The 16,836-nt window shown below is 63.9% G+C and carries 19 protein-coding genes; 7 read left to right on the top strand and 12 right to left on the bottom strand.

Annotated features, from left to right (window positions below; translation table 11 throughout):
• Positions 1 to 38: 38 nt before the first annotated feature.
• Positions 39 to 1,043: an inorganic phosphate transporter gene (locus tag JVX98_RS21880; protein WP_077962852.1), complete on the bottom strand. Its 1,005-nt coding sequence runs from the start codon at positions 1,041 to 1,043 to the stop codon at positions 39 to 41.
• A complete protein-coding gene (locus tag JVX98_RS21885; RefSeq protein ID WP_043622835.1) occupies positions 1,043 to 1,687 on the bottom strand; it encodes a DUF47 domain-containing protein in 645 nt (214 codons plus the stop codon). Before JVX98_RS21885 ends, JVX98_RS21880 begins: the two co-directional genes overlap by 1 nt.
• A 203-nt stretch (positions 1,688 to 1,890) precedes the next feature.
• Here JVX98_RS21885 and recF point away from each other — a divergent pair, with 203 nt between their 5' ends.
• The 3 genes from recF to JVX98_RS21900 are packed head-to-tail and all read left to right on the top strand — an operon-like array spanning position 1,891 to position 4,276.
• A complete protein-coding gene (gene recF, locus JVX98_RS21890) occupies positions 1,891 to 3,015 on the top strand; it encodes a DNA replication/repair protein RecF (protein WP_205237403.1) in 1,125 nt (374 codons plus the stop codon).
• A gap of 25 nt (positions 3,016 to 3,040) precedes the next feature.
• Positions 3,041 to 3,802, top strand: a complete 762-nt coding sequence (locus tag JVX98_RS21895) for a molybdopterin-synthase adenylyltransferase MoeB (protein ID WP_205237404.1) — start codon at positions 3,041 to 3,043, stop codon at positions 3,800 to 3,802.
• Positions 3,803 to 3,808: 6 nt separating this feature from the next.
• Positions 3,809 to 4,276, top strand: coding sequence for a GNAT family N-acetyltransferase (locus JVX98_RS21900; protein WP_192448338.1), 468 nt, complete (start codon positions 3,809 to 3,811; stop codon positions 4,274 to 4,276).
• Positions 4,277 to 4,336: 60 nt separating this feature from the next.
• Here JVX98_RS21900 and JVX98_RS21905 read toward each other — a convergent pair whose 3' ends face one another.
• On the bottom strand, positions 4,337 to 5,341 hold the full coding sequence (locus JVX98_RS21905) for a D-glycerate dehydrogenase (RefSeq protein ID WP_192448236.1): 1,005 nt from the start codon (positions 5,339 to 5,341) through the stop codon (positions 4,337 to 4,339).
• A gap of 182 nt (positions 5,342 to 5,523) precedes the next feature.
• Here JVX98_RS21905 and JVX98_RS21910 point away from each other — a divergent pair, with 182 nt between their 5' ends.
• Positions 5,524 to 6,075: an SH3 domain-containing protein gene (locus JVX98_RS21910; protein ID WP_034804952.1), complete on the top strand. Its 552-nt coding sequence runs from the start codon at positions 5,524 to 5,526 to the stop codon at positions 6,073 to 6,075.
• A 39-nt stretch (positions 6,076 to 6,114) separates the two neighbouring features.
• Here JVX98_RS21910 and JVX98_RS21915 read toward each other — a convergent pair whose 3' ends face one another.
• Positions 6,115 to 7,107, bottom strand: a complete 993-nt coding sequence (locus JVX98_RS21915; protein WP_205237405.1) for an adenosine kinase — start codon at positions 7,105 to 7,107, stop codon at positions 6,115 to 6,117.
• Positions 7,108 to 7,194: 87 nt separating this feature from the next.
• Positions 7,195 to 7,623, bottom strand: coding sequence for a VOC family protein (locus JVX98_RS21920; protein WP_043622718.1), 429 nt, complete (start codon positions 7,621 to 7,623; stop codon positions 7,195 to 7,197).
• A 68-nt stretch (positions 7,624 to 7,691) separates the two neighbouring features.
• Here JVX98_RS21920 and JVX98_RS21925 point away from each other — a divergent pair, with 68 nt between their 5' ends.
• The gene (locus tag JVX98_RS21925) at positions 7,692 to 8,285 is read left to right on the top strand and encodes a TetR/AcrR family transcriptional regulator (RefSeq protein WP_205237406.1); all 594 of its coding nucleotides are present in this window, start codon (positions 7,692 to 7,694) and stop codon (positions 8,283 to 8,285) included.
• Positions 8,286 to 8,289: 4 nt separating this feature from the next.
• Here JVX98_RS21925 and nth read toward each other — a convergent pair whose 3' ends face one another.
• Positions 8,290 to 9,066 (bottom strand): endonuclease III, encoded by a 777-nt coding sequence (gene nth / locus JVX98_RS21930; protein WP_192448240.1) that lies wholly within the window; start codon positions 9,064 to 9,066, stop codon positions 8,290 to 8,292.
• 22 nt (positions 9,067 to 9,088) lie between these two features.
• On the opposite strand from nth, the gene JVX98_RS21935 reads away from it, so the two are divergent.
• Together JVX98_RS21935 and JVX98_RS21940 are read left to right on the top strand one after the other, a co-directional pair.
• A complete protein-coding gene (locus JVX98_RS21935) occupies positions 9,089 to 9,586 on the top strand; it encodes a DUF2244 domain-containing protein (RefSeq protein WP_192448241.1) in 498 nt (165 codons plus the stop codon).
• Positions 9,587 to 9,691: 105 nt separating this feature from the next.
• Complete coding sequence (locus JVX98_RS21940; protein WP_192448242.1) at positions 9,692 to 10,579, top strand: bifunctional helix-turn-helix domain-containing protein/methylated-DNA--[protein]-cysteine S-methyltransferase; 888 nt, start codon at positions 9,692 to 9,694, stop codon at positions 10,577 to 10,579.
• Positions 10,580 to 10,657: 78 nt separating this feature from the next.
• On the opposite strand, the gene JVX98_RS21945 is transcribed toward JVX98_RS21940, so the two are convergent.
• The 6 genes from JVX98_RS21945 to mepA form a co-directional block, all read right to left on the bottom strand.
• Positions 10,658 to 11,293: a 2,3-bisphosphoglycerate-dependent phosphoglycerate mutase gene (locus JVX98_RS21945; RefSeq protein WP_043622730.1), complete on the bottom strand. Its 636-nt coding sequence runs from the start codon at positions 11,291 to 11,293 to the stop codon at positions 10,658 to 10,660.
• Between the two features lie 34 nt (positions 11,294 to 11,327).
• Positions 11,328 to 12,146, bottom strand: coding sequence for a 4-hydroxy-tetrahydrodipicolinate reductase (dapB, locus tag JVX98_RS21950; RefSeq protein ID WP_192448243.1), 819 nt, complete (start codon positions 12,144 to 12,146; stop codon positions 11,328 to 11,330).
• A gap of 21 nt (positions 12,147 to 12,167) precedes the next feature.
• A complete protein-coding gene (locus tag JVX98_RS21955; RefSeq protein WP_192448244.1) occupies positions 12,168 to 14,003 on the bottom strand; it encodes an ABC transporter ATP-binding protein in 1,836 nt (611 codons plus the stop codon).
• Between the two features lie 112 nt (positions 14,004 to 14,115).
• Complete coding sequence (locus tag JVX98_RS21960; RefSeq protein ID WP_192448340.1) at positions 14,116 to 15,135, bottom strand: glucokinase; 1,020 nt, start codon at positions 15,133 to 15,135, stop codon at positions 14,116 to 14,118.
• Positions 15,136 to 15,243: 108 nt separating this feature from the next.
• Positions 15,244 to 15,624 carry a methylglyoxal synthase gene (locus JVX98_RS21965; protein ID WP_043622736.1) on the bottom strand — a complete coding sequence of 127 codons (381 nt, stop codon included), beginning with the start codon at positions 15,622 to 15,624 and terminating at the stop codon, positions 15,244 to 15,246.
• A 102-nt stretch (positions 15,625 to 15,726) separates the two neighbouring features.
• Positions 15,727 to 16,779 (bottom strand): penicillin-insensitive murein endopeptidase, encoded by a 1,053-nt coding sequence (gene mepA / locus JVX98_RS21970; protein ID WP_192448245.1) that lies wholly within the window; start codon positions 16,777 to 16,779, stop codon positions 15,727 to 15,729.
• Positions 16,780 to 16,836 lie beyond the last annotated feature (57 nt).

A 16,836-nucleotide genomic window follows, 5' to 3' on the forward strand; every position in this document is an offset into this window, starting at 1 on the left:
CCGCCTCATAAGCGGGCGGGAGGCGATTTCCGCATCGATCAGAACAAGAGATCGATGGTGAAGTAGGCAAGCGCCGATATCGCCGCCGCGGCCGGCATGGTGATGAACCAGGCAATCACGATGTTGCCGGCGAGCCCCCAGCGGACCGCCGAAACCCGGCGGGCCGCGCCGACGCCGATGATCGCGCCGGTGATGGTGTGCGTGGTCGAGACCGGGATACCGAGCCAGGTGGCGGCAAAGAGCGTGATCGCCCCGCCGGTCTCGGCACAGAAGCCCTGCATCGGATTGAGCTTGGTGATCTTCGAGCCCATCGTGTGGACGATGCGCCAGCCGCCGAACAGCGTGCCGAGCGCGATCGCCGCCTGGCAGGTGATCACCACCCAGAAGGGTACGTAGAACTCCGAGCCGAGATAGCCTTGCGAGAACAGGAGCACGGCAATGATGCCCATGGTCTTCTGCGCGTCGTTGCCGCCGTGGCCGAGCGAATAGAGCGAGGCCGAGATGAACTGCATCACGCGGAACGTGCGGTCGACGGCAAAGGGCGTCTGCCGAACGAAGATCCAGGAGACGATCAGCACCAGGAGCAGCGCCAGGAAGAAGCCGATCGCAGGCGACATGAAGATGGCACCGACGGTCTTCAAAAGGCCGGTCCAGACGATCGAACTGAACCCGGTGCTGGCAAGACCGGCGCCGACGAGGCCGCCGATCAGCGCGTGCGACGAGCTCGACGGGATGCCGAACAGCCAGGTGACGATGTTCCAGACGATCGCGCCGATCAGCGCCGAGAAGATCACCAGCGGCGTGACGATGCCGGGATCGATGATGCCCTTGCCGAGCGTTTCGGCCACGTGCAGGCCGAAGAACAGGAAGGCGATGAAGTTGAAGAAGGCCGCCCACATGACCGCATATTGCGGCCGGAGCACCCGTGTCGAGACGATCGTCGCGATCGAGTTGGCGGCGTCGTGCAGGCCGTTCAGGAAGTCGAAGAACAGCGCGATGCCGATCAGCCCGACGAGCAACGGAAAGGCGAGCGTCGCATCCATCAGACGTTCTCGATCACGATGCCGCTGATTTCATTGGCGACGTCCTCGAAGCGGTCGACCACCTTTTCGAGCTCGCCATAGATCTCGCTGCCGATGATGTAGGCCATCGGGTTGCTGGCGCCGTGGCGGCGGAACAGGTCCTTAAGGCCCTGTTCGTGCAGTTCGTCGGAACGGCCCTCGATGCGGGTGACCTCTTCGGCGATCGCGATCAGGCGGTCGTGATTGGCGCCGATCCGGTCGAGCAGCGGAATGGCCTCGGCGATCAGGTGCGCGGCCTTGACGACCGTGGTGCCCATTTCGCGCATGCCGGGATCGAAGCTCTTCTGTTCGTAAAGGCGGATCGTCTTGACGGTCTTGTGCATCATGTCGATGGCATCATCCATCGACTGGATCAGATCCTTGATGTCGCCGCGGTCGAAGGGCGTGATAAAGGACCGGCGCACGGCCAGCAGTACCTCGGCGGTGATGTGGTCCGCCTCATCCTCGAGCGCGACGATCCGGTCGCAGTGTTTTTCCAGATCGTCGCCGCCAGCGAGAACCTTGTCGAGCGCATCGGCAGCACCGACGACGGTGCGCGAATGTTTTGCGAAGAGGTCGAAGAAGCGATCCTCGCGGGGAAGAAGTTTGCGGAACCAGGCCAGCATCACACGTATATCCATCTGTGGATTGTCATGCGGCTGTCATATTTCACTAGGTCCTTTATGAAAAGCACCGAATCAAAGGGGTTTGTCGCCTTTCCCCTGTCGATATCGGCCTATCTTGCACGATATGGCGACGCGCCCCATTTCGCCTTGCCTTGGCAGGCGCTTTCGTCCTAGCTGCGCCCAACGTCGAATCCGGACTGCCGATGCCAAACAAGGTCTTTCTCAACCGCCTGAAGCTTACGGAGTTCCGCAACTATGCGGCCCTCTCGCTTGAGCTCGATCAGCGCCATGTGGTGCTGACGGGGGAGAACGGCGCCGGCAAGACCAACCTCATGGAAGCCGTCTCTTTCCTTTCGCCCGGCCGCGGCCTCAGGCGCGCAGCCTATGCGGACGTGACCCGGGTTGGTGCCGGCGACGGGTTCTCGGTCTTTGCGGAAGTCGAGGGCATGGAGGGAACCGTCGAGATCGGCACCGGGACTGCCGGCGTCACGGAAGGGCAATCCCGGCGGCTGCGGCTGAATGGAACACCGGCAGCGACCGTCGACGAATTGACCGACCACCTGCGCGTTCTCTGGCTGACGCCATCGATGGACGGGCTCTTTACCGGCCCTTCAGCCGACCGGCGACGGTTTATCGACCGGCTGGTGCTTTCGCTCGATCCGGAACACGGCCGGCGCGCCAGCGAATTCGACCGGGCGATGCGCAGCCGCAACCGGCTGCTCGGCGAGTTCCGTCCGGACCCGGCCTGGCTGACGGCGATCGAGCGCGAAATGGCCGGCCTCGGCGTCTCCATGGCGCTGGCACGGCAGGAAATGCTTGGCCTGCTGACGGCGCTCGTCGAGCGCACTGTCGACGAGAGCGTCTTTCCGTCGGCCCGCCTGGCGCTATCGGGCTTTCTCGATGACGAAGGCCATCGTCCGGCCTATGATCTGGAAGAACAATATCTGACGATGCTGCGCGACGGGCGCCCGCGCGATGCGGCAGCCGGCCGTACGCTCGACGGGCCGCACCGCAGCGACCTGCTCGTGCGTCACCGGGAGAAAGACATGGAGGCGGCGCGCTGCTCGACCGGAGAGCAGAAGGCGCTGCTCGTCGGCCTGGTGCTGGCGCATGCGCGCCTCGTCGGCGACATGACCGGCCATGCGCCAGTGCTGCTCCTTGACGAGATCGCCGCCCATCTCGACGTCAACCGGCGCGCGGCTCTGTTCGATCTCGTCGATGGGCTTGGTGGCCAGGCCTTCATGACCGGGACGGACCAATCGATGTTTGAGGCGCTCGGCGAACGCGGCCGCTTCCTGACCGTTTCGCATGGCAGCGTTACGGGATAAGCAGAAGTCACCGAGGAGGATTGCCATGACCGGTGAGAACAAGCTCGACCAATCGGAGATCACCCGTTACGCCCGCCATATCGTGCTGCCGGAAATCGGCGGCGCCGGGCAACAACGGCTGAAGGCAGCCCGCGTGCTGGTGATCGGGGCCGGCGGCCTCGGCGCCCCGGTGCTCGTCTATCTTGCCGCCGCCGGCATCGGCCGGATCGGCATCGTCGACGACGATGCGGTCGCGCTTTCCAACCTGCAGCGGCAGATCATCCACCGCACCGAAGACATCGACCGTGCCAAGGTCGAGCGGGCCGCCGAAGCGATCACATCGCTCAACCCGCATGTCGGCGTCAACGAACACAGGCTGCGCCTCAACGCCGACAATGCCGAGGCGCTGTTCCGGCAATACGATTTGGTAATCGACGGTTCGGACAATTTCGATACCCGCTACCTCGCCGCCGATACGGCGGCAGCAGTCGGCATTCCGCTGGTGACCGGCGCCGTCGGCCGCTTCGACGGCTCGCTGACGGTGCTTATGCCCTATAGCGCCGGCCCCGATGGACGGCCGAACCCCTCCTACCGAGATCTCTTTCCAGAACCGCCACCGGCCGGCGTCGTGCCCTCCTGCGCCGAGGCCGGCATCGTCGGCGCGCTGACTGGCGTCATCGGCACGCTGCAGGCCATGGAGGCGATCAAGGTGATTGCCGGTTTCGGAGAACCGCTGGTCGGGCGGCTGTTGATGTATGACGCCTTGACGGCACAGTTCAACACCATCCGTTACCGCAAGAGAGCATAGGCGATGGTGCAGATCTTTCGTATCGACGAAGCATTCGACCGGCACGAGGAACTGCTGGCGCTGATCCTTGGCGCCTTCTCCTACATGGATGGGCGGATCGACCCGCCCTCGTCGGCGCATGCTTTGAACATCGAATCGCTGCGCAACAAGATTGCCGACGAGATCGCCTTCGGCGTCAGCGATGGCGAGCGGCTGGTCGGCTGCATCTTCTGCAAACCGGAGGACGACTGCCTATATATCGGCAAGCTTGCCGTCGCGCCTGAGACGCAAGGAAAGGGCATCGGCCGAATGCTGCTCGCTGAAGCCGAAGCGACGGCGCGTGCGCTGAAACTTCCGGCGCTGAGACTCCTCACCCGCGTCGAACTCGCCGACAACCACCGCGCTTTTGCCGCCTGGGGCTTCGTTCAGAGCGACACGATGTGTCATCCCGGTTTTACCCGGCCGACGGCGATCGAGATGCGCAAGACGCTTTAGTTTTCGAACGTCAGCGAAGCAGCTGGCGACCGCACGATAGGATCGTGCGGCGTTTCGCTATCAGTCGCGGCCCGGCAGAACCCGGTCCGGCGGGCGGTGGCCGTCGAAAAAGGTGCGGATATTGATCACCACCTTCTCGCCCATGTCGATGCGGCCTTCGAGCGTGGCCGAACTCATATGCGGCAGGAGCACGACCTTGCCTTCGCCGGCAAGCTTGATCAGCTTCGGATTGACCGCTGGCTCGTTCTCGAAGACGTCGAGGCCGGCGCCGGCGATCTTGCCTTCACGCAGGCACTTGATCAGCGCCGTCTCGTCGATAATGCCGCCGCGGGCGGTGTTGACGATGTAGCTGTCCGGCCGCATCAGGGCGAGCCGGCGGGCCGAAAGCAGATGATAGGTCGCCGGCGTTGACGGGCAGTTGACCGAAACGATGTCGACGCGGGCGAGCATCTGGTCGAGGCTGTCCCAATAGGTCGCCTCCAGCATCTCCTCGGTTTCGGCCTTCACCCGGTGACGGTTGTGGTAGTGGATCGAGAGGCCGAAGGCCTTGGCGCGGCGGGCCACAGCCGTCCCGATCCGGCCCATGCCGACGATGCCGATGCGCTTGCCGGCAATGCGGCGGCCGAGCATCCATGTCGGCGACCAGCCGGCCCAATCGCCCTTGCGGTCGGTCAGGATCTGCGCACCCTCGGCAAGCCGGCGCGGCACCGCGAGGATAAGCGCCATCGCCATGTCGGCAGTGTCTTCCGTCAGCACGTTGGGCGTGTTGGTGACGGTGATGCCTTTGCGGGCGGCGGCATCGACATCGATGTTGTCGACGCCGTTGGAAAAGCTTGCGATCAGTTTCAGCTGCGGGCCGGCCTGCTCGATCAACGCCGCGTCGATGCGATCGGTCACCGTCGGCACCAGCACGTCGGCGCGCTTGACCGCGGCCACAAGCTCCGGCTGGCTGCGCGGCGTATCGTCGATGTTCAGCTCCGCATCGAAGAGCTCGCGCATGCGCGTCTCGACGATGTCTGGCAATTTGCGGGTGATGTAGACCGTGGGCTTCTTCTTGCTTGTCATTGCTGCGACGGGCCTTGTTGACGGGTCCTTAACCAAGTTGGGCGATACTTTCTCCCTGTAGCCGCAATTTCTACCAGACCCCACCGGGAAGACAAACAAAACTCGCGTCGTCGTCCCCGCGATTTCCGCCCGACCCATGGGCCTCAAGTGAACTGCGCCTGCAAAAGCTAGTGCCACGGAAAATGGGCTTCGTCATGCGTCACGTCATTTCCAGATTCTCGCTCTCGTTGATCGCCGCCTGCCTCGGCGCCGCGATCATGACGTCGGCGGCTTACGCTCAGGCCGCCAAGGGCGCCAGCGGGCTGCCGCTGCCGCGCTTCGTCAGCCTGAAATCCAAGAGCGTCAATCTCAGGATCGGCCCGAGCGTCGATTACGCGGTCGCCTTCCGCTACATGAAGCCGGGCGTGCCGGTCGAGATCATCCAGGAATACGATAACTGGCGCCGCATCCGCGACGCCGACGGCACCGAAGGCTGGGTGAACCAGGCGCTGCTCTCCGGCGACCGCACGGCCGTCGCAGCCCCTTGGATGCGCGGCAAGGGCGAAGGCGTCTTCGTCAACATGCGCCGCGACGCGCAGGGCAATTCCCCGATCGTCGCCCGCATGGAGCCCGGTGTCATCGTGAAAGTCGGCGAGTGCAATGGCGACTGGTGCCATGCCGAAGCGCAAGGCGTCGAAGGCTGGATCGCCCAGGGCGAAATCTGGGGCGCCTATCCGGGCGAGGCCTTCAAGTAAGGCCGCGCCCGTCTTTAACCAAAAATCAATTCGGTCGGATCAGGCGAGACCGGCCTGCTTGGCGGCCGTTTCCAGCGAGACCATCGGCCGCGGCCCGATCTGGCCGATAACAATGCCGGCCGCAAGATTGCCGAGCTTGCTGCAGTCTTCCAGTGAACGCCCCGTCGTGTAGCCATGCAGGAAGCCCGCGGCATAGAGGTCGCCCGCACCTGTCGTGTCGACCACCTGGGCGATCGGCGTTGCGCCGACACGAACCCGTTCCTCTCCACGCACGACCACCGAACCTTCTTCGCTGAGCGTCACGGCGGCGAGCTTGCAATCCTTCGACAGCTTCTCCAGCGCCAGATCGAAATCCTCGGTCTCGTAGAGCGCCAGCGCTTCCTGCTTGTTGGCAAAGACGATATCGACCGTGCCGGAACGCATGAGTTCCAGGAACTCGTCGCGATAACGGTGAACGCAGAAGCTGTCGGACAGCGTGATCGCGGTCTCGCGGCCGTTTGCGTGGGCGATCCGCGCGGTCTCGCGAATGGCGTCCTTGGCGCGCGGCGGATCCCAGAGATACCCTTCGAAATAGGTAACCTTGGATTGGGCGACGACCTCGGGCTCCACGTCCTCGGGGCCGAGTTCGACGCAGGCGCCGAGATAGGTGTTCATCGAGCGCTCACCGTCCTCGGTGACGAAGATCATCGAGCGGGCGGTCGGCGGCGTGTTCTCGAGCGGCTTGGTCTCGAAATAGACGCCCTGGGCGCGAATGTCGTGGGCGAAGATCTCGCCGAGCTGGTCGCTCGCGATCTTGCCGAAATAGGCGGCGCGACCGCCGAGGCTGGCAACGCCCGCTGCCGTATTGCCGGCACTGCCGCCGGAGGCTTCGACCGCCGGGCCCATGCGCGAGTACAACAACTCGGCTCTTTCAGCGTCGATGAGGTTCATCGCGCCCTTTATGATGCCGTTTTCATTGAGAAAGGCATCGTCGCAGCGCGCGATGATATCAACGATGGCGTTGCCGATCGTCAGCACGTCGTATTTTGTCATGAACCTCGTCCGGTCTCCGTGATGGCCGGTGTTCGTTAATACCGGTTTTCCGGCCATTTGGAAGACAAAAGACGCGTGCGGGCGGCTTCACGCCGTAGGAAGCGCGCTTTCGTCATAGGCGGCGGCGAATTCGGCACTCGGGGGAATGGGCTTGATGATGTCGATCAGCACGCCATTCGGATCGGCCGTAATGAAATGACGCTGGCCGAAATCCTCGTCGCGCAAGGTCTTCAGGATCGGCAGGCCGGAGGCAAGCGCTTGCGCATAGATGCGATCGGGATCCTCGACCTCGAAGTTGAGGAGAAGACCGCGGGTGGGCGCGCGCGCCTCTTCGGGGATCGTCTCGTGGCGGTAGTCGAGCACGGCAAGCGTCACATGTTCGTCCTCGATCGATTGCAGATGCACATACCAGTCGCTGGTGAAGAGCGCCTGGAAACGGAAGTGATCGATGTAGAAGGCGGCAGTGGCGGCAACGTCAGCCGTCATGATGACCGGGTAATAGCTCGTCGATTTCATGGCTTTTCCTCGCTCCGGCAATATCATACAATCTGTATGTTTCTTTAATTAACATACAGGCTGCATGTATGCAACAGGACATTTCCCGCCGCTCCAACCGCGAGCGATCCGACACGACTCGTGCCGCGATCCTCGATGCTGCCCGCGGCCTCTTCGTTACCAGGGGCTATGCCGACACCTCGACGCCGGACATCGTCGCAACCGCCGGCCTCACCCGCGGCGCGCTCTATCACCACTTCGAGGACAAGAAGGCGCTGTTTCGCGCGGTGGCGGAGCGGGAAGCAATTTCGGTGGCGACGTCGATCGAACAAGCGACATCACGCGACCTCTCAGCCCGAGAGGCACTGAAGGTCGGCGCCCGCGCCTATTTCGACGCCATGCGCGAGCCGGGGCGTATCCGCCTGCTCCTGCTCGATGGGCCGGCCGTCCTCGGCAAGCGGGAAATGATGGCGATCGACGCGGCCAACGCGCAAAGAACGCTCGAGGAAGGGATCGCCGAGGCAATGGCTCCGGAAACCGTTTCGGCCCACAGGCTGTCGGCCATGGCCTCACTGCTTTCGGCCGCGTTCGATCGTGCGGCGCTCGACATTGCCGACGGCGCGTCGAGCGAGGTCTACGTGGAAACGATCGGCACGCTGATCGACCGGATGGTTTCGGCCTGACGGCTCAACCAGCAGCCGAGATCATCTGCGGCGGCAGCTCGACCAGCGGCGCCGGGATATCGCAGGTCTTTTCCGGTGACTTGCAGAGATCGGCGATGACGCAGCGCTCGCATTCGGGCTTGCGCGCCTTGCAGCAGTAGCGCCCGTGCAAGATCAGCCAGTGGTGAGCGTGGTAGAGATACTCGTCGGGGATGATCCTGATCAGCTTGTCTTCCACCTCGTCCGGGGTCTTGCCCGGCGCCAGACAGATCCTGTTGGCGATGCGCAGGATGTGGGTGTCGACGGCGATCGTCGACTGGCCGAAGGCCATGGAAAGCACGACATTGGCGGTCTTGCGACCGACGCCCGGCAGCGTCACCAGTTCCTCCCGCGTGCGCGGCACCTCGCCGCCGAAATCCCGGATGAGCTTCTCACTCAGCGCGATGACGTTCTTTGCCTTGTTGCGAAAAAGTCCGATCGTCTTGATGTAGTCCCGAACCTTCTCCTCGCCGAGCGCCAGCATTTTTTCCGGCGTATCGGCGATGGCAAAGAGCGCGCGCGTCGCCTTGTTGACGCCGGCATCGGTCGCCTGCGCCGAGAGCGCCACGGCGACGACCAGCGTGAAGGGATTGACATGCTCGAGCTCGCCCTTCGGCTCCGGCCGCTGGATCGAGAAGCGCCGGAAGATCTCCTTGAGCTCGTCCTGGCTATAGAGGCTCTTCACCCGCGGCATGGCGCGACGACCGGCTGCAGGCTTTGGTTTGGCGGCGCGAACAGGCAATTTCGGCTTCACGTTTTTCATGATGCATCTATAGTCAAAGGTCATGATCAATGGCAACGCCACCACCCCATCCGAGGACGCTCCGGTCTTCACCGCCGAGCTCAAGCCCTATCGTTCGCTCGGGCGCCGCGGCTTCAAGATGTTCTTCCTGATCGCCGGGCTCCTGAGCCTCGTTCACGGTATCGTCTTCCTCATCATCGGCGCCTGGCCGGTGGTGTTCTTTTTCGGGCTCGACTACCTGCTGCTGTTCGGCGCCTTCTGGCTGAACAACCGCTCGGGGCTCAGCCGCGAAGAGGTCAGCGTCAGCAGGACGGACGTTTCAGTGCGCAAGTTCACGCCCTCGGGCCAGATCAGCGAACATCGCTTCAATCCGTTCTGGGCACGCTTGAATGTCGCCCGGCATCAGGAAATCGGCATCGTCTCGATGACGATCAGCGGCGGTGGCCGCCGAACCGATATCGGCTCGTTCCTCAACCGCGACGATCGCGAGACCTTTGCGCTGGCGCTCTCGGGGGCGCTTGCGACCGTGCGCCGCCGCTGACGCCCGGCGCTTACAATCGCGGCACCGGGCGATCGCATGTTTTCAAGTTTCGGGTGGTTGACGGGGCCAGCAAATGGTTACCTGTGGCAAGACAGGAGAAGAGCCATGAACATTGCGACATCCGTACCCACCGACATCACGCCGAAGGGCACCGACTACGATACGGTCAGCCGCGTGATCGAAATGCTCACTGAGGACTATCGCGACCAGCCGTCGCTCGAATCCGTGGCGCAGCGCCTGAAGCAGTCGCCGACCCAGCTCCAGAAGGTCTTCACCCGCTGGGCGGGCCTGTCGCCGAAGGCCTTCCTGCAGGCCGTGACCCTCGACCATGCCAAGCGCCTGCTGCGCCAGGAAGACATGCCGCTGCTCGAAACCAGCATCGAAGTGGGCCTGTCAGGACCAAGCCGGCTGCACGACCTGTTCGTCACCCACGAGGCGATGTCGCCAGGCGAATGGAAGGCCCGCGGCGAGGGTCTGACGATCCGCTACGGCTACCACCCCTCGCCCTTCGGCACGGCGCTGGTGATGATCACCGAGCGCGGCCTCGCAGGACTTGCCTTCAACGATATGGGCGGCGAGCAGGCGAGCTTCGAGGACATGGCGCAACGCTGGCCGAACGCCCGCTACATCGAGGACAGCGCGGCGACGGCCCAATATGCCGCGCGCATCTTCGATCCGTCGCGCTGGCGACAGGACGAGCCGCTGCGCATCTTCCTCATCGGCTCCGACTTCCAGATCCGGGTCTGGCAGGCACTGCTGAAGATCCCTCTCGGCTGCGCCACCACCTATTCGAACATCGCCGGGAACATCGGCCAGCCGACGGCATCGCGCGCGGTCGGTGCTGCTGTCGGCCGCAACCCGATTTCCTTCGTCGTCCCCTGCCATCGCGCGCTCGGCAAGAGTGGGGACCTCACCGGCTATCACTGGGGCCTGACGCGCAAACGCGCCATCCTCGGCTGGGAAGCCGGCAAGGCGGCTGACGGCACGATCTGATCGCCAGGTTTGCCGGCATTATCGGAGACACAAAAAAGGGGCGCCAGCGCCCCTTTTTCATTTCCTGGCCATCAGCGATCAGTGGGCGCCGGACATGTCGCCGAGCACTTCCTTGGAAGCGACGGTCGAATTGGCGTTGAGCTTGTAGACCATCGGCACGCCGGTCGCGAGGTTGAGCTTCAGGATCTCTTCCTTCGACAGGCGATCGAGCACCATGACCAGCGAACGCAGCGAGTTGCCGTGGGCGGCGACCAGCACCTTCTGGCCGGAGAGCACGCGCGGCAGGATCTCGGTCAGGTAATAGGGCCAGACGCGGGCGCCGGTGTCACGCAGGCTCTCGCCGCCCGGAGGCGGGATGTCGTAGGAGCGGCGCCAGATATGCACCTGCTCTTCACCCCACTTCTCGCGGGCGTCATCCTTGTTGAGGCCCGAGAGGTCGCCATAGTCGCGTTCGTTCAGCGCCTGGTCGCGGATCGTCTCGAGCGAGGACTGGCCGACGGCGTCGAGCACGAACTGGCACGTGCGCTGGGCACGGACGAGATCCGAGGTGAAGGCGATATCGAACTTGATGCCGTAGTCGGCAAGCGCCTTGCCGCCGGCCTTGGCTTCCTCGACGCCGAGTTCCGTCAGATCCGGATCACGCCAGCCGGTGAACAGGTTCTTCAGGTTCCAGTCGCTCTGGCCATGCCGGACGAGGACGAGAGTACCGCTCATGTCGAATTCCCCTTGAGACTTGAGAGTGGAAAGGTCAGTTGAGCCCGAGAACGTCGAGCATAGAATAGAAACCGGGCTTCTGGCTGCGAGCCCAGAGTGCGGCGGTGACGGCACCGCGCGCGAAGATCGAACGGTCCGTGGCGCTGTGCGACAGGGTCACCTGCTCACCTTCGCCGGCGAGAATCACCGAGTGCTCGCCGATGACGGAGCCGCCGCGCAGGGTGGCAAATCCGATGGTGCCGACCGGGCGCGGGCCTGTATGACCGTCACGCACGCGCACCGAATGGTCGGCAAGAGCGATATCGCGCCCCTTCGCCGCCGCAGCACCGAGAAGCAGGGCCGTGCCCGAGGGCGCATCGACCTTGTGCTTGTGGTGCATTTCGAGGATTTCGATGTCCCAGTCGGCCGGACCGAGCGCACGCGCCGCCTTCTCCGTCAGAACGCCGAGCAGATTGACCCCGAGGCTCATATTGCCCGACTTGACGATGCGGGCGTGGCGGGCGGCGGCGCGGATCTTCGCCTCGTCGTCGGACGAGCAGCCGGTGGTGCCGATCACATGGACGATGCGGGCCTGGGCCGCGAGACCGGCAAACTCGACGGTGCTCGCCGGTGCGGTGAAATCAAGGACGCCTTCGGCTTCGACGAAGGCTTCGAGCGGCTGGTCGCTCACCGGCACGCCGATCGGACCAAGCCCGGAGAGTTCGCCCGCATCGCGGCCGATGAAGGGAGAACCCGTGCGCTGGACGGCCGCATGCAGGCGCACGCCGTCCATCGCATGAACCGTCCTGATCAGCGTCTGGCCCATACGGCCTGCCGCACCCACCACCACGAGCTTCATATCGTTCGCGCCCATCGGTGAGTTCCTTCTTGTCCGCTAGTGGATTTGGGCGCCGGCCGGCGCTTCGGGCGTTTCGCCATCCGGAGACTGCTCCTCCGAATTCTGGCCCTGGAGATTGTGGAGCCGAGCGTAGAGACCGTCCGGCCGCCGTGCAAGATCCGCATGGGTGCCTTCCTCGACGACGCAACCATCCTTCATGACGATGATCTTGTCGGCGTTGACGACGGTCGAGAGGCGATGCGCGATGACGATCACCGTGCGGCCATCCATGGCGTGGTCGAGCGCCTTCTGCACCGCGGCTTCCGATTCGGTGTCGAGCGCAGAAGTGGCCTCGTCGAGCAGCAGGATCGGCGCGTTGCGCACGAGCGCGCGCGCAATCGACAGGCGCTGGCGCTGGCCGCCCGAGAGCGTCATGCCATTTTCGCCAACCGGCGTGTCGTAGCCCTGCGGCTGCGCCAGGATGAAATCATGGGCGTAGGCAAGCCGTGCGGCTTCCTCCACCTCGGCATCCGTCGCGTCGATGCGGCCGTAGCGGATGTTGTCGCGGATCGAGCCTTCGAAGAGATAGGGCTGCTGCGACACATAGGCGATGCCCTTGCGCAGCGACAGTTTGGTGACGTCGGCGATATCCTGACCATCGACCAGGATCTGGCCGGACGCCGGATCGTAGAACCGCGGAATGAGGCTGATGACGGTCGATTTTCCGGCCCCTGACGGACCGACAAGCGCCGTCGTCTTGCCGCCCTCAGCCATGAAGCTCACGCCCCGCAGCACGTCGTCGCCATTCGGATATTTGAAGCGCACGTCGCGCAGCTCGACGGTCGCATTGGTAAACGTCAGTTCCTTGGCATCGGGCTTGTCGCGCTGGTGCGGCACGGTATCGAGGATCTCGTAGACCATGCGGGCGTTGACGGCGGCACGCTCGAGCGAGACCTGAAGCCGCGCCAGGCGGCGGGCCGGGTCATAGGCCATCAGCAAAGCGACGACGAAAGCGAAGAAGGCGCCGGGCGGTACGTCGGCATAGATGGCGCGGAACGCCGAATAGGCAAGCACCGCCGAGATCGCCAGGCCGGCGAAGGTTTCGGTCATCGGCGCCGTGCGCTCGCTCAACCGGGCAATGCGGTTGGCGCGGTTTTCGGCGCGATCGACAATCGCCTCGACCTTGCCGCGAAGCTCGCTCTCCATCGTAAAGGCCTTGACGATGGTGATGCCCTGAATGGTTTCCTGCATCGCGCCGAGAACGCGGCTGTTGACTTCGATCGCCTCCCGGGTGGCCGAACGCAGGCGCTTGGACACATAGCGCAGGCCCAAAAGCAGCGGAGGTGCGGCGACGAAGACGATGATCGACAGCAGCCAGTCCTTGGCAAACATGACGCCGACCAGACCGATCAGCGTCAGCAGGTCGCGCGCGATCGAGGTAACGGTCAGATTGAGCACGTCGCGAATGCCGCTGACGTTCTGGCTGATCTGGGCGGCGAGTTGCGCCGAACGGGTCTCGTTGAAATAGCCGACGCTGAGCGCCATCAGATGGGCGTAAAGACGGCGCTGATAGCGCGCGACGATGTTGTTGCCGATCTTCGAAAGCGCGACGGCCTGGCCGTAAGTGGCAAAGCCGCGCAGCACGAAGGCGGCGAGGATCGCGCCGCAGACGAGCAGAACGATGTCCGCCCGCTTGTTGGCGAAGGCCTCGTTGATGACGGTTTCCATGATCGAGGCGGTAAAGCCTGTCGTGGCAGCGACCACCGCCAGGCAGCCGATGGCAAAAGCATAGCCGCGAATGTGGTCACGACCGTTTTCCGCAATGACCCGCTTGAGGATCCCGCTGATCGTATCCGAATCGACCGCGTGCTGTTTTTTCTTGCTGACGCTCAAAAAGCCCGTCTTCCCTGGAACCAATCTGGAGGGCCGGCATCCGGCCCGATCTTTCCCGGGGCTCTATAGTGGTTTGATATCGCTTTGGCGAGTCTTTGCGCACGCCACGGTCTCAGCTTCTCCAGCGGCGTCCCTCCGTTGCCACACCGAAATCCCTCGGCGTGCGGGCAAAGGCTGCCAATCCCGAGAGCGCGGCCATCGGGTGAATGACGGCAAAGGTCGGGATCGTTTTCATCAGCGCCGAATGCGGGGCCTTGTCCTCGAAGGCGGCCCGGAAGGGCGACTTCATCAGCGCCGGCAGGATCTTCTGCGAGATACCGCCTGCCAGGAAAACGCCGCCACGGGCCATGAAGATCAGCGCCATGTCGCCGGCCACGCGACCGAGATAGGTCGAAAACAGCGAGATGGTCTCGATCGCCGCCCTGTCGCTCTCGGCAAGGGCGTGCGTCGTCACTTCCGCGGGGTCCGTCAGAACCGGATCCACGCCATCGGCGGCGCAAACGGCGCGGTAGAGGTTCATGATGCCACGGCCGCAGAGAATCTGCTCGCCGGCCATGCGGCCTTCGATCGGCTCCAGAAATGGCCAGATGTGGAAATCGCGTTCGGTGCGCGGGCCGATATCGACATGGCCGCCTTCGCCCGGCACCGGGAACCAGGTGTGCTGGGCAAAGACCAGGCCGCCGACGCCAAGGCCCGTTCCCGGTCCGAGCACGACGCGGGAGGTCAGCGGCCGGATGCTGCCGCCGCCGATCTGCACCAGGTCCTCGTCCGCCGGAGCGGCGACGGCAAGCGCCTGAGCCTCGAAGTCGTTGATGATCAGCACGTCTTCGAGGCCGAGGCTCGAAAGCATGTCCTTCGGCCGGATCACCCAGCCGGCGTTGGTCAGGGGAATTTCATCACCCCGAATCGGACCGGCCACCGCCAGGATCGCCGAGCGCGGCTGCACGGAGGTCTTGTCGAGAATGCTCTTTTGCAGCGCCTCCTCGATCGTCTCGAAATCGCCGGTCTTGATCGGCGGCAGTTGCTTCGGGTCGGCAAAGGCGTCGATGAGCAAGGCAAAGCGCGCGTTGGTGCCGCCGATGTCACCGATCAGGATCGGAAAAGGAAAGCTGTGTTCATTGTTGCCGGACATCGCAAGATCCATCCTGATCGTCATCTTGGGTTGCTGAACTGTCTATCAGACAGAACGGGATGAGGAAAAGTGCGGGAGGATTGTCGCATCCACCCGCCGGAGCCCGCATCATCTGGGGTTGAGGTCGATCAACTGCTCGGCCGTTGCACGATTGAGCGCCATCGGAATGTCGTAGACGATGGCGAGGCGCATCAGCGCCTTGACGTCGACATCGTGCGGCATGGCGGTCAGCGGGTCGACGAAGAAGATCAGCAGTTGCACTTCGCCGGTCGCGATCATCGCGCCGATCTGTTGGTCCCCGCCCAGGGGACCGCTTTTCAGCCGGGTGATATCGAGGCCTGGGCAGACGTCGAGAACACGGCCGCCGGTCGTGCCGGTGGCGACGATCCGCCAGTCAGCCAGTACCGCTTCATGCGCCTTGGCAAAGTCCGCAAGATCGTCCTTCTTCTGATCATGCGCGATCAGCGCAACACATTTCCGATCCGCCATGCCGGGCCTCGCATCAATATTTAAATCGATTTGATTGCCCTATACATGAGCGCCACGGGAATGGGAAGGCTGATGCCTCCCCGCCCCGCTCGGGTCGCTGGCCTACTGCAGCGTCGGACGCGCCATCGGCACTGGGATATCGGCCGGCGGGACATCGCCGGACGCACCGATCACCTGCTCGATACTATCGCTCGCTGCGGCCGGCGCGGCAGCCCGGTAGGCTGTGCCAAAAGTGGCGGCCGCTTCCGAGGCGGGCGCCGGGCCGTTGAGCACGAGAGCGCAGGCCTTCGGCAGGTCGGCAAGCGTCGTTACCTTCGGCTTGACCGGCTTCGCGTCCGGCTTCTTCGTCGGTTTTGCCCACGGCTCGTCGGTGAACCACCAGGCCAGCGACTTGTCGCAGCCGTCGCCGGCCGGCACCTCCGCCTGGTCCTTGCAGGTCGAAGCACCCGCGGGGCACTTGATGCGGATGTGGAAGTGATAGTCGTGGCCGTAGATCGGCCGAACCTTGCCGAGATTCGTGCGGTCGCCCGTCCAGGTATCGCAAAGCTTCTTCTTGATCGCCGGATTGACGAAGACGCGCTCGACCTGCGGATAGCTCGCCGCCAGCATGATCAGTTGCGCGTGCTTCGGCGTCCAGATCGAACGGTCGACCGTCAGGAACTTGTTCTTCTGCAGCATCGAGGTGGCGGAGATATCCTCGCGTTCGCGATAGCTGAGCGTACGTTGCGGCATTGGGGTGAGCCAGATGTCAGCATCGAGCCCGATCTGATGCGAGGCGTGGCCCGACAGCATCGGCCCGCCGCGTGGCTGAGAGATATCGCCGAGCAGCAGACCCGGCCAGCCGACCTTGTTGGCGGCATCATGGGAAAACTGCTCGATCAGCGCGATCATCTGCGGGTGGCCCCAGCGGCGGTTGCGCGACAGCCGCATTGCCTGCCAAGTCGGCCCGTCAGTCGGGATGGCGACACCGCCGGCAAGGCATCCCTTGGCATAGAAGCCGTAGGAATTTGCCGCCATCTCGGCAGGCAGAGCCTTGGCGCCGAAGAGCGTCTTTGCCGGCACGTCGTCGGCCGCGGCGTTGTCGGCGATCAGGAGGCTGGTTCCAAGCAGCAGCGCAAGAAACGCCGAGCCGCAACGTCGAAATGGAGCAATCATTGAATTTCGTCCCGTTTGTCTCGCAGACAGCAGCGCCGATCTACGCATGCCGTGTCC

The sequence above is a fragment of the Ensifer sp. PDNC004 genome, assembly GCF_016919405.1.
In the GTDB taxonomy this organism is placed as follows: domain Bacteria; phylum Pseudomonadota; class Alphaproteobacteria; order Rhizobiales; family Rhizobiaceae; genus Ensifer.

Bases quoted from the DNA above. Each gene is read 5' to 3' on its own strand.
- JVX98_RS21880 (WP_077962852.1), bottom strand. From the start codon at position 1,043: ATGGATGCGACGCTCGCCTTTCCGTTGCTCGTCGGGCTGATCGGCATC.
- JVX98_RS21885 (WP_043622835.1), bottom strand. From the start codon at position 1,687: ATGCTGGCCTGGTTCCGCAAACTTCTTCCCCGCGAGGATCGCTTCTTC.
- recF (WP_205237403.1), top strand. From the start codon at position 1,891: ATGCCAAACAAGGTCTTTCTCAACCGCCTGAAGCTTACGGAGTTCCGC.
- JVX98_RS21895 (WP_205237404.1), top strand. From the start codon at position 3,041: ATGACCGGTGAGAACAAGCTCGACCAATCGGAGATCACCCGTTACGCC.
- JVX98_RS21905 (WP_192448236.1), bottom strand. From the start codon at position 5,341: ATGACAAGCAAGAAGAAGCCCACGGTCTACATCACCCGCAAATTGCCA.
- JVX98_RS21910 (WP_034804952.1), top strand. From the start codon at position 5,524: ATGGGCTTCGTCATGCGTCACGTCATTTCCAGATTCTCGCTCTCGTTG.
- JVX98_RS21915 (WP_205237405.1), bottom strand. From the start codon at position 7,107: ATGACAAAATACGACGTGCTGACGATCGGCAACGCCATCGTTGATATC.
- JVX98_RS21920 (WP_043622718.1), bottom strand. From the start codon at position 7,623: ATGAAATCGACGAGCTATTACCCGGTCATCATGACGGCTGACGTTGCC.
- JVX98_RS21925 (WP_205237406.1), top strand. From the start codon at position 7,692: ATGCAACAGGACATTTCCCGCCGCTCCAACCGCGAGCGATCCGACACG.
- nth (WP_192448240.1), bottom strand. From the start codon at position 9,066: ATGAAAAACGTGAAGCCGAAATTGCCTGTTCGCGCCGCCAAACCAAAG.
- JVX98_RS21935 (WP_192448241.1), top strand. From the start codon at position 9,089: ATGATCAATGGCAACGCCACCACCCCATCCGAGGACGCTCCGGTCTTC.
- JVX98_RS21940 (WP_192448242.1), top strand. From the start codon at position 9,692: ATGAACATTGCGACATCCGTACCCACCGACATCACGCCGAAGGGCACC.
- JVX98_RS21945 (WP_043622730.1), bottom strand. From the start codon at position 11,293: ATGAGCGGTACTCTCGTCCTCGTCCGGCATGGCCAGAGCGACTGGAAC.
- dapB (WP_192448243.1), bottom strand. From the start codon at position 12,146: ATGGGCGCGAACGATATGAAGCTCGTGGTGGTGGGTGCGGCAGGCCGT.
- JVX98_RS21960 (WP_192448340.1), bottom strand. From the start codon at position 15,135: ATGTCCGGCAACAATGAACACAGCTTTCCTTTTCCGATCCTGATCGGT.
- JVX98_RS21965 (WP_043622736.1), bottom strand. From the start codon at position 15,624: ATGGCGGATCGGAAATGTGTTGCGCTGATCGCGCATGATCAGAAGAAG.
- mepA (WP_192448245.1), bottom strand. From the start codon at position 16,779: ATGATTGCTCCATTTCGACGTTGCGGCTCGGCGTTTCTTGCGCTGCTG.